The sequence below is a fragment of the Caldisericum sp. genome, from assembly GCA_022759145.1.
In the GTDB taxonomy this organism is placed as follows: Bacteria; Caldisericota; Caldisericia; order Caldisericales; family Caldisericaceae; genus Caldisericum.
Genome location: JAEMPV010000144.1, coordinates 17,354 through 28,878, shown reverse-complemented (window position 1 = coordinate 28,878; position 11,525 = coordinate 17,354). Strand labels below are relative to the sequence as shown.

9 protein-coding genes, 7 tRNA genes and 1 pseudogene are annotated in these 11,525 nt (G+C 36.9%); all 17 read left to right on the top strand.

The window, feature by feature from the left end; translation table 11 throughout:
* Window positions 1–55 precede the first annotated feature (55 nt).
* Window positions 56–1,351, top strand: a pseudogene (locus tag JHC30_07865) (purine/pyrimidine permease).
* Between the two features lie 118 nt (window positions 1,352–1,469).
* Window positions 1,470–1,547, top strand: a tRNA-Pro gene (locus tag JHC30_07860).
* A 6-nt stretch (window positions 1,548–1,553) separates the two neighbouring features.
* A tRNA-Arg gene (locus JHC30_07855) sits at window positions 1,554–1,630 on the top strand.
* Window positions 1,631–1,635: 5 nt separating this feature from the next.
* Window positions 1,636–1,712: transfer RNA gene (locus JHC30_07850), tRNA-His, on the top strand.
* 2 nt (window positions 1,713–1,714) lie between these two features.
* A tRNA-Arg gene (locus JHC30_07845) sits at window positions 1,715–1,791 on the top strand.
* Window positions 1,792–1,794: 3 nt separating this feature from the next.
* A tRNA-Arg gene (locus tag JHC30_07840) sits at window positions 1,795–1,871 on the top strand.
* 14 nt (window positions 1,872–1,885) lie between these two features.
* Window positions 1,886–1,961, top strand: a tRNA-Lys gene (locus JHC30_07835).
* 24 nt (window positions 1,962–1,985) lie between these two features.
* Window positions 1,986–2,070: transfer RNA gene (locus JHC30_07830), tRNA-Leu, on the top strand.
* Window positions 2,071–2,129: 59 nt separating this feature from the next.
* Entirely contained in the window at window positions 2,130–3,350 is a 1,221-nt protein-coding gene (tig, locus tag JHC30_07825) for a trigger factor (GenBank protein ID MCI4464056.1), read from the top strand.
* Window position 3,351: 1 nt separating this feature from the next.
* Window positions 3,352–3,939, top strand: a complete 588-nt coding sequence (clpP, locus tag JHC30_07820) for an ATP-dependent Clp endopeptidase proteolytic subunit ClpP (protein MCI4464055.1) — start codon at window positions 3,352–3,354, stop codon at window positions 3,937–3,939.
* A 15-nt stretch (window positions 3,940–3,954) separates the two neighbouring features.
* Entirely contained in the window at window positions 3,955–5,166 is a 1,212-nt protein-coding gene (gene clpX, locus JHC30_07815) for an ATP-dependent Clp protease ATP-binding subunit ClpX (GenBank protein MCI4464054.1), read from the top strand.
* 15 nt (window positions 5,167–5,181) lie between these two features.
* Entirely contained in the window at window positions 5,182–7,521 is a 2,340-nt protein-coding gene (lon, locus tag JHC30_07810) for an endopeptidase La (GenBank protein MCI4464053.1), read from the top strand.
* The gene (locus JHC30_07805) at window positions 7,499–8,254 is read left to right on the top strand and encodes a helix-turn-helix domain-containing protein (protein ID MCI4464052.1); all 756 of its coding nucleotides are present in this window, start codon (window positions 7,499–7,501) and stop codon (window positions 8,252–8,254) included. The genes lon and JHC30_07805 overlap by 23 nt, the downstream gene beginning before the upstream one ends.
* Window positions 8,251–9,540 carry a 30S ribosomal protein S12 methylthiotransferase RimO gene (rimO, locus tag JHC30_07800; protein ID MCI4464051.1) on the top strand — a complete coding sequence of 430 codons (1,290 nt, stop codon included), beginning with the start codon at window positions 8,251–8,253 and terminating at the stop codon, window positions 9,538–9,540. Before JHC30_07805 ends, rimO begins: the two co-directional genes overlap by 4 nt.
* Entirely contained in the window at window positions 9,537–10,079 is a 543-nt protein-coding gene (thpR, locus tag JHC30_07795; protein ID MCI4464050.1) for an RNA 2',3'-cyclic phosphodiesterase, read from the top strand. Before rimO ends, thpR begins: the two co-directional genes overlap by 4 nt.
* A gap of 35 nt (window positions 10,080–10,114) precedes the next feature.
* On the top strand, window positions 10,115–11,131 hold the full coding sequence (gene recA / locus JHC30_07790; protein ID MCI4464049.1) for a recombinase RecA: 1,017 nt from the start codon (window positions 10,115–10,117) through the stop codon (window positions 11,129–11,131).
* Window positions 11,094–11,522 carry a regulatory protein RecX gene (locus JHC30_07785; GenBank protein ID MCI4464048.1) on the top strand — a complete coding sequence of 143 codons (429 nt, stop codon included), beginning with the start codon at window positions 11,094–11,096 and terminating at the stop codon, window positions 11,520–11,522. Before recA ends, JHC30_07785 begins: the two co-directional genes overlap by 38 nt.
* Window positions 11,523–11,525: the final 3 nt, after the last annotated feature.

Sequence of the window (11,525 nt, the reverse complement as noted above, 5' to 3'; positions counted from 1 at the left end):
TATCAATCACTGATTAAGACTCAATTTCTACAGATTATAGTTGGCAAAGTTGAGTCTAACTCTATTCGGAGCAACAACACTTGTTCCAATTCTTTTTGGACAAGCAATGGGAATGAATCCTCAGCAACTTGGTATATTCATTGCAACAGTTTACATGATTACCGGTGTTGCAACACTTTTACAGTGTGATTCGAGGATTGGGTCCGGTCTTCCAATAGTCCAGGGCTCTTCATTTTCATTAATCCCTGCTGCAACTGCAATCTTTGACAATGTTAAAAAGGGCGGTGGCGGTGTAAACGAGATGATGACTGCTCTTGGAAGCGCACTTGTTTACGGTGGTATTTACGAGTTAGTCGTTGGATACTCTGGTTTAATTGGTCTTCTCAAAAAGGTTATTACTCCAGTTGTTATAGGTCCAACTATTATGCTTATTGGTTTCAGTTTGGCAGGAGTTGCTGTTAATACTGTAGCATCATACTGGCCTGTTTCAATTGCAGGCGTTATTCTTATTTTTGTATTTGCTCTTGTTGTAAAAAATAGCAAAATTAACTCATTCCCTGTATTCCTTGCCATTGCAGTTCTTTATCTTTTTGCAGTCCTTGGAACAGCAATAAAGCTCTTCCCAGAAGGTCATCCAATGTTCATTAACTTCAAAGCAATTGCTGATGCACCGTGGATTGTATGGCCGAAGCCATTACGATATGGTAATGTCTTTAAATTCGACTCATTTGGTTTTGCGGCAATCCTTGCTGCGTATACATCTTCTATGATTGAGTCATTTGGAGATTACCATAGTGTTGCTTATGCATCTGGTCTTCCTGATCCAACCCCTCAAATGATTTCTAAGGGAATTGGGTCAGAGGGTCTCGGCTGCATAATCTCAGGTATCTTCGGCGGTGTTGGAACCACTTCCTACACTGAAAATATTGGTGTTGTTGCTTTAACAGGAATTGCATCAAGAAGAGTTATTAGAACTGGTGCAGTAATTCTCATTATTATGGGATTCCTCTGGAAACTTGGGACAATTATTGGGACTATGCCCAGACCAATAATTGGTGCTGCATATCTATCACTCTTTGGTCTTATTGGTGCTCTCGGTGTCCAGGTGTTTGCACGTGCTGATGTTACATCAACAAGGAACCTTATGATTCTTGGATTTGCATTCCTTCTTGGTCTTGGTCTTCCAGAAGTAATTGCTGCTCATCCAATTACAATTCCTGGTGCAACATGGCTTGCAAATATCCTTAACGGTATATTCCATACAAGTATGGCAGTGGGTGGAATTGCAGCAGGTATACTTGATAACCTTGTCCCTGGAACGGACAAAGAAAGAGGAATTGGAGTAAGATAATAAGTTTTGGTTTTTGTGGGGAGGGCATAAAGCTTTCCCCATTTTTTATTTTTAAAGTAAATAATGCCTTAAACCCCCTTGATTTTTTTCATAAACTCAATACAATATATTGCCTGATCGGGGCGTGGCTCAGTTTGGCTAGAGCGTTTGGTTTGGGACCAAAAGGTCGAAGGTTCAAATCCTTCCGCCCCGACCATTAGGTGCGCCCATAGCTCAGCAGGATAGAGCAACGGATTTCTAATCCGTCGGTCGCTGGTTCAAGTCCGGCTGGGCGCGCCATTATGGTGGGTGTAGCTCAACTGGTTAGAGTACCGGACTGTGGATCCGGCCGTTGGGAGTTCGAGTCTCCTCACCCACCCCAAGGCGCCCATAGCTCAGAAGGATAGAGCGGTGGATTCCTAATCCGCAGGCCACAGGTTCGAATCCTGTTGGGCGCACCACGTGCGCCTATAGCTCAACTGGATAGAGCAACGGACTTCGGATCCGTTGGTTGCGGGTTCGACTCCTGCTAGGCGCGCCATTTAATATATATGTGGGTTCTTAGCTCAACTGGTAGAGCAACGGACTCTTAATCCGTAGGTTGCGGGTTCGAGCCCCGCAGAACCCACCATTTTTATTTATAGAAAACTTGAGTGCGAGGGTGGCGGAACTGGCAGACGCGCTGGACTTAGGATCCAGTGAGGCAACTCATGCGGGTTCAACTCCCGCCCTTCGCACCATTTTTTATTTTTATTCTTTTTATTAAAATATGATGAATTCATTTAAGGAGAGGTGAAAGATGGAATATACAGTAAAAGAAAAAACACAATCAAAAGTTGTTGCTGAAGTAACTCATGACAAGGAAGAAATTGAGAAGGCAAAAAAAGATGCCTATGTTAACCTATCAAAGAAAGTTAAAATCCCTGGCTTTAGGTTGGGTAAGGCACCTTATGAAATAGGCTCTGCATATATTGGAGAGGAAAGATTACTTGAAGAAGCTTTTGAATTACTTCTTGATATGTCGTTAGTTGAATTTTTGGAGAAAGAACAGATTGACCCATTTACAAAGCCTTCAGTTGATGTAAAGGAATTTAGTAGTGATAAAATTGTTTATGAAGTAGTTGTTGAGTTTCTCCCTCAGATCGATTTTGACCCAGATAAGAAGATAGAAATTAAGAGAAATATCGAAGTAAAGGAAGAAGAAATAGAGGAAAAACTTAAAGAACTGCAGGATACTTTTACGGAACTTGAACCCAAAGAAGGGAGTGTTGAAAACGGAGATATTATTGAAGTTGCTTACAAAATTGGAGATAAAGAAGAACAAACGATTACAGTTGAAGTAGGAAAAGATAAGGTTGTTGGAAACTTTAACGAAGTTGTTTTGGGTAAAAATATCGGTGATGAGTTTGAAGTATCTACTCAGAATACGACAATTAAGTTCAGAATAGTTTCTATAAAGACAAAGAAAATACCAGAGATTAATGATGCTTTTGCAAAAGAAATTGGTTCTGAATCGCTTGAAGATTTAAAGAATAAAATTAGAAACGAAATCTACGAGAACAAAAAATTGCAACTCGAGGAAAACAAGGGAAGAGAAGCCCTACACGACATTGCTAATTCCTTAGATGTTGAACTTCCTAAGAACTATATCGAGGAAGAAACGGAAGCACGCTATAAAGAATATGAAACAGAATATCTTAAACATGGTCTAAAACTTGAAAGTCTTCTTGAGAAAGAGGGAAAGTCAGTTGAATCTTTTAAAGATGAAATAAAGAAGGATATTATTCAAGAGTTAAAGGAGACTCTAATTATAAGGGAAATTGTGAAAAAGAAAGGTCTTACGGCAACGAAGGAGGAAATAGAGGACGAATTTGATAGGATCCTTCAAGACGAGCACATCGAAAAAGGTGCTATGAAAATGAACGAGGAAATTGAGCGATATATTAGAAATCAAATTTTGAGAAATAAAGCTATTTCAATATTGAAAGAAAATACTATAATATTGTTTGGAGGTGAGTAATTTGCCAATTATACCAAGCGTTGTAGAAACAACAGGAAGAGGAGAAGTTAGTTTTGATATTTATTCAAGGCTTTTAAAGGATAGGATCATATTTTTAACTGATGAGATTGAAACTTACCAGGCTAACTTAATTGTTGCTGAGTTGCTTTATCTTGAATCTCTTGATTCTACTCAAGACATTTACTTATACATAAATAGCCCCGGTGGTGAAGTAATACCCGGTATGGCTATATACGACACCATGCAGTATATAAAGGCACCAGTCGCAACAATTTGCCTTGGGCAGGCTGCATCTCTTGCTGCGGTGATACTTGCTGCAGGAAGAAAAGGAAAAAGGTTTGCCTTACCTCATTCAAGAATTCTTATCCACCAGCCTTGGGGTGGTGCACAAGGACAGGCAACTGATATAGAAATACAGGCAAAAGAACTTATTAGAATAAAGAAAATGATAAACGAGATACTCTCGAAACATACAGGGCAACCTGTTGAGAAAATACAGAAAGATACTGAAAGGGACTATTTTATGTCCCCCGAGGAAGCAAAGGAATATGGCATTATTGACCAGATTATTTCAATAAGAGAACCATAGGTAAAAGGAATATAGATGGAAGAACCAAGATGTTCGTTTTGTGGAAAATCTTATAGCGAGGTAGACAAATTAATTACAGGTCCCGACGGCGTATATATTTGTAATGAGTGTGTTGTTAAGGCTTATAACCTTTTGATGCATGATGGTAAAAAGAGGCAACCCAAGAAAGATATACCCTTGCCAAGTGAGATTAAAGCATTTCTTGATGAATATATTATTGGACAAGAAGAGGCAAAACTCGTAATATCAGTTGCTGCATATAACCACTACAAGAGAATTTACCAGGAGAGAGATGTTGTCGAAATTGAAAAGAGTAATATTTTGCTTATAGGACCTACAGGCTCCGGTAAGACATTTATTGCAAAAGTTCTTTCTAAGATTCTTGATGTCCCTCTTGCTATTTCTGATGCAACGAGTATAACCGAAGCAGGGTATGTTGGGGAAGATGTCGAAAGCATAATACAAAGGCTTCTTATTGCGTCTGATTTTGATGTTTCAAAAGCAGAAAAAGGAATTGCTTATATTGATGAAATTGATAAAATCGCACGAAAAGGAGAAAATCCTTCAATTACAAGGGATGTATCAGGAGAAGGTGTTCAGCAGGGACTACTCAAAATACTTGAAGGCACTGTTGCAAATGTTCCTCCGCAGGGTGGCAGGAAGCATCCTCTCCAGGAATTTATAAAAGTTAACACAAAAGATATTCTATTCATTGGTGGTGGAACTTTTGAGGGTATTGAAAAAATCATTGAGGAGAGAGTAAAAAAGAGGAGAATTGGTTTTGGAACTGATGTAGAAACTGATTCAAATGTTAGGATTCTACCGCAAGACTTGATTAAATTTGGTATGATTCCCGAGTTTGTGGGTAGGTTCCCTGTTATTGCACGACTTAACAAACTTACTCGTGAAGAGCTTATTAAAATTTTGGTTGAACCTAAAAATGCCATTGTGAAACAATATCAAAAAATGTTTGAAATTGATGGTGTCTCTCTTGAGTTTGAGCACGAGGCTCTCGAATATATTGCAGATAGAGCCCTGGAATTGAATATGGGGGCAAGAGGTTTGCGTTCTGTTATGGAGCAATCAATGATAGAGTTGATGTATAAGATACCTCAAAACAAGCATGTAAAGAGGTGTATTATTACAAGAGAGTTCCTTGAAGATGGGATAGAACCCATTTTATTAAACTCCAAAAACGAGAGAGTTACCTTGAAGGATGCAGCTTAAAATGGAGGTTAAATTATGAACGAAAGGAAATGGGAAAAAAATTATGCGCCTTATTTTCCCCTTAGAGGAATAGTAATATTTCCTGGTATGGTTGTTCCTCTTATTGTTGGACGACCTAAATCTATAAATGCAATAGAAGAAGCACTTTCTACAGATAAACTTATAGTTGTTTCAACGCAGAAAAATGGTTTGATTGAAGAACCAGAGCCAAAAGATGTTTATAATGTTGGTGTTGGTTGCGAAATAATTCAAGTTTTAAGGCTTCCAGATGGAACTTATAGAATAATTGTTGAAGGCATAGAAAGGGTTAAAATTACTCAATTTGATGTATCTCCTACAATTTGGCATGTACATGTTGAACCATTAGAGAGTTTATACGAGCCATCCACAGAAACAGAAGCGCTTATGAGGCTCGTATCCGATAAATTTGCCCTTTATTCAGAGCTGAATAAAAAGGTTCCCCAGGATGCGATACTTAATCTTACAAATATTGACTCTCCCGAAAGGCTTATTATGCTTGTTGTATCTAACCTGTTTATCTCTGTAGAGGAAAAGCAAAAACTTCTTGAGATGACCAATGTTAAAGAGCAACTTAAATACTTGCATGAAATCTTAGAAAGAGAAAATACAATCCTTGAAATTTCACGGAAAATTGATGATGAAGTACGAAATAGAATAGAAAAAAGTCAAAAAGAATACTTCTTGCGAGAAAAATTGAAAGAAATCGAAAGAGAACTTGGTGAAGAGGGAGAAGGAGCTGGAGTAATTTCTGAAATTAAAAACAAGATGAAAGGGCGAAAGTTGCCCAAATATGTTGTTGAGAAAATAAATGAAGAACTTGAAAAATTAAAGAAAATCCCTCCAATGAGCCCTGAAAGTGGTGTAATTCAAAATTACATTGACTGGCTTTTATCGTTGCCATGGGATAAATCAACAACTGATACCATTGATATAAAAAAGGCGCAGGAGATTCTTGATAAGAATCATTACGACCTTAAAGATGTAAAAGAGAGGATACTTGAATTAATTGCGGTTAAGAAACTCAAAAGCGATGTAAAAGGCCCGATTTTGTGTTTTGTCGGTCCTCCAGGTGTTGGAAAAACTTCTCTTGGTAAATCGATAGCAGAGGCGCTGGGTAGAAAATTTGTAAGGGTTTCCCTTGGAGGAATAAGAGATGAAGCTGAAATTAGAGGTCATCGAAGAACATATGTAGGTGCAATGCCAGGGAGGATTATTCAAGGAATAAAGCAGGCGGGGGTAAAAAACCCCGTATTTCTCCTGGACGAAATTGACAAAGTTGGTGCTGATTTTAGAGGAGACCCAACAGCAGCTTTGCTTGAAGCACTTGATCCTGAGCAAAACAATGCATTTTCTGATCACTATATAGAGTTGCCCTTCGACCTTTCAGAAGTTCTTTTCATAACAACTGCTAACGTTGTTGACACAATACCTCCAGCACTTTTAGATAGGATGGAAGTCCTTGCTTTACCGGGGTATATAGATGAAGAGAAACTTGAGATAGCAAAGAAATTTATAATTCCAAAACAACTTGAAGCACACGGCCTCGAAAAGGATGATCTAATTATAAGCGATAAAGCGATTCTTAAGATTATTAACGATTACACAAGGGAAGCTGGATTAAGAAATCTCGAAAGGTCTATCACAAAAATTATAAGGAAAGTTGCAAAGGAAAAAGCAGAGAAAGGAAAAATTAGAAGGCGAATTACTGAGGAGAACTTAAGAAAATATCTCGGTAAGCCGGAATTTTCAAGAGAAGCCCAGGAGAAAAAGAGTCTCGTTGGGGTTGCCTGTGGAATGGTTGTGACTCTTGCTGGCGGTGATATCGTTTATATAGAAGCAACAAAGATGGCAGGAAAGGGAAACCTTATCCTTACAGGGCAACTTGGAGAAGTGATGAAAGAATCAGCACAAGCAGCGCTGAGTTATATAAGGGCAAATGCTGAAAGACTTGGTGTTCAACCAGATTTTTACGACAAGTATGATATACATATCCATGTTCCAGAAGGAGCAGTCCCGAAAGAGGGACCTTCTGCTGGTATTACAATGTTTGTTGCGCTTGTCTCTGTTTTAAAAGGAGTTCCTGTTAATAAGGATGTTGCTATGACTGGTGAAATTACTTTGAGAGGAAGAGTGTTGCCTGTAGGTGGAATAAAAGAAAAAGTACTTGGTGCTTATAGGGCAAATATTAGAACTATAATTCTCCCAAAGGCAAATGAAATAGATGTTGAAGATATACCAGAAAGAGTTAGGAATAATATAAAATTCCACTTTATAGAGAATGTTGAGGAGGCATTGAGTATTGCTTTAGAAAATGAGCATAGGGAAAGTACTTAAAGAAGAACGTGAAAAAAAGCATTTAACTCTTGAAGATGTCTCCAAGGAGACACTTGTAAGGGTGTATTATCTTGAGAAAATCGAAAACGATGATTTTGGCTCAGAATTTGATGGCTATATGTTGTCGTATGTTAGAAAATATGCGGAGGCGTTGGGAATTGACCCTGCGCCTTTAATTAATGAATATAGAGAACTTTTTAAAGGGAAGGAAGAAATTTTAAAGCCAAGGAAGAATTACAAAAGACTCACTATTTTGATTTTTGTTTTGCTAATAATTTCAGCTATTATATGTGGTGTTACAAGAAGTAGTATTTTCAATAAGCCCGTTACTCCTGCAAATCCAAATAACCAGGAGATTAGCTCAGGAGGAACTCAAACTCAAAATCCTTCGTCTCAAAATCCTTCGGAAGGGCCCCAAAACCCGGAAACGCAACCCATTAATACAAAGCCTTCTGAAGAGCCAAAACCTCAGTATCCAATTAATCTTATTCTTAAAAGTGATGGAAGATGTTGGCTTGGCATAACAATTGACGGTAAATACTCCCAAAGATTTATAAATAAAGGAGAGACCCTTGAACTCCATGCGAATCAATACATACAGATACGCTTTGGAAATGCGAAGGTTGTAAAAGTTGATCTGAATGGTAAGGACCTTGGTTTAGCAAGCACGACTGATACAGTTGCTGAATACAAGTATACTGAAAAAGGGGCAGAAAAGATTAATACTCCGTGAAAAAAGTTTCTATAATAAGTTTAGGATGTCCAAAAAACCTTGTTGACTCTGAAAGAGCCTTAGGCTCAATATCTCATAAATATTCAATAACTTTTAACCCGGATGATGCTCGTATTGTTTTAATAAATACATGCGCATTTCTTGAAGATTCAAGAAAAGAAGCAGAAGAGGTAATAAATGAATTTGTTGAAAAGAAAAAGAAAGGCAAAGTTGAAAAAATATTAGTCATGGGTTGTTACCCGTCGCTTGATGTAAAACACTTACAGGAAAAATTTCCTCTTGTTGATGGATTTGTAGGAACAAATAATCTCAAAGATGTTTTAAATGCTTTGGAAAATGGCGGCGTTTATGTTGATAAAAAACCTGAGTACGCGGATTTACCGCGACTGCAGGTTACACTTCCGCATTATAGTTATCTAAAAATTGCAGACGGTTGTTCGCATAGATGCGCTTTTTGTTTAATTCCAAAGATTAAGGGAGATACACATAGTTTTGATATTGAATTTCTTGTTAGTGAAGCATCATCCTTATCAAAAAACGGAGCAAAAGAACTAATTATTATTGCACAAGATATAACTCAGTATGGAATTGATATTTATGGCGAAGTAAAATTAATTGAACTTTTAAAAGAATTAGAGAAAATAGAAAGTTTAAAATGGATAAGGCTTCTTTATACATATCCTATACCTTATATGCGTAAGGTTATAGATTATATAAAGAACTCGTCAAAGGTTGTTCCTTATATCGATATGCCCATACAACATGCTTCTTCTAAAATGCTTAAAACAATGCACAGAGCATACGATAAAAAACAGTTAGAAGAAATTGTTTCTAAAATAAAAGAGTCCGGTTTAGCTTTTAGAACATCAGTTATAGTTGGTTTTCCAACTGAAACTAACGACGATTTTAAAGAACTTGTAGAGTTTGTAGAAAAGTATGAAATAGATCACATTGGAATCTTTAAGTACAGTAACGAACCAGGGACTGATAGTTATAAAATGGAACAGGTTCCAGAGGAGATAAAAAATGAAAGGTTTGAGAAACTCAATAAATTAAAAGATGAACTTGCAATTAAAAGAAGTAAATCGTTTTTAGGAAAAACAGTAGAATTTATAGTTGATTATTATGATGTGCGTTCAAGGCTTTCAGTTGGTAGAACTATTTACGATGCACCGGATATTGATAATATTGTTCTTGTTAAAAGAAAATTAAGTGAGGGAGAAATATATAGGGGAAAGGTTTTAGAGGTAAGCGAATATGAGTGGCTTGTGGAGGTAATAAAATGAGAATTTTTATCGCCTTGAAGACAACACCATACGAAGATGAACTTTTTAAAATTGTATCAAATTTAAAAACAAAGATTCATGGAGATATAAAATGGGTTGAAAAAGACAATCTTCATGTTACGGTTAAATTTTTAGGTGAGGTAGAGGAACCTTTTCTTGAAGACATTTTTAGGATTAGCGATGAGATTTCGAGTTTATTCAAGACCTTTAATTTCGAGATTCAGGGGATTTCTGGATTTCCCAAAAAAGAGTTTGCAAGAGTCTTGTTTTTTGCTATAAACGATGTAAACAGAAACATTGAAAACATTATGAGAGAACTTGATAAAAGTTTTGAAAAGTATCACTTTAAGCGTGAAGAATCTTATGTACCTCACATAACTTTCGGAAGATGTAGAACAAATTATTTGAATCTTAGCGAGTTTAAGTTTGAAGATTTTTCGTTCAGTGTAGGCGCCTTTGGAATTACAGTATTTGAAAGTGTCTTGACAAAAAACGGTCCAATATATAATGAAGTTAAAACTTTTAATTTTAAAGATTAATTTGTATAATAAATAAAAAAGAGAGGTTGATGATTATGGCAAATAATGAAAATGACAAAGAACAAGCCTTAAAACTTGCGATGATGCAAGTCGAAAAGGAATATGGAAAAGGGTCTGTAATGAGACTTGGCGATAAAAAGGCAAGTTTAACCATAGAAGTAATACCTACTGGAATTTATTCACTTGACCTTGCCTTAGGTGTTGGAGGCTTTCCAAGGGGACGTATAATTGAAATATTTGGACCTGAGGGAAGTGGAAAAACTACACTTGCTCTTGAGGCAATTGCAAATGCCCAAAGAATGGGTGGAAAAGCATTGTTTGTTGATGTAGAACATGCTTTCTCACCAGAGTATGCGAAAAGTCTTGGAGTAAATACCGATGACCTTATCGTATCACAGCCTGACTATGCAGAACAAGCGCTTGACATAATTGATATCTTTGTTAGGTCCGGCGCAGTGGATATTGTTGTGCTTGATTCAGTAGCTGCACTTGTTCCAAAGGCTGAGTTGGAAGGCGATATGGGTGACTCGTTTATGGGAGTTCAGGCACGTTTAATGTCCCAGGCACTACGAAAACTTGCAGGCACTATTAATAAATCAAAGACATGTATGATTTTTATAAATCAGTTGAGAGAAAAAATTGGTGTTGTTTTTGGAAATCCAGAGGTAACTCCTGGTGGTCGTGCACTTAAATTCTACGCTTCAGTCAGGCTTGATGTAAGACGTGTAGAATCTATTTCTGGGGATGGTGGCGATAAAGGGAACAGAATAAGGATAAAAGTTGTTAAGAACAAAGTAGCACCTCCTTACAGGGAAGCCGTAGTAGATCTAATATTTGGTGAAGGTATTTCAAGGTTTGGTGACTTATTCGATGTTGCCGTTGAAAACGGTATAATAAAGAAAAGCGGTTCCTTCTTCTCTTACGGAGACATCAAACTTGGGCAGGGTAGAGACAATGCTATAAAATTACTCCAGAGCAACGAGGAACTTCTTAACAAAATAAAGAAAGAATTAGATGAAAAACTCTTTGCAAAAAAAGAAGAAGCCCAATAGTATTTTAAATTATGCATTGAATCTTCTTTCAAGAAAAGATTATTCTGAGTTTGAATTAAGAGAAAAACTTTTACAGTATTTTGATAGTGGTATTGAAGAAGTAATTGAAAAACTAAAGGAAAGAGGACTTCTTTCTGATGAACGATATGCTGAGAGGCTGATAGATAGGTATATAAAGAAAAAATACGGATTTTTACGTATAAAAATGGAACTTGAAAAGCGGGGTTTAAAAGATTTTGGAGTGCTTTTAAACAAAATGTATACATACGACTTAGAAAAAGAAAATGCCAAAATGTTTTTAGATAAAAAACCAAAAGAAAAGTTATATACTTATTTAGTTCAAAAAGGGTTCAGGCCTCGTATCGTTCAGGAAGTCCTCGCCGAAAAATAAAAT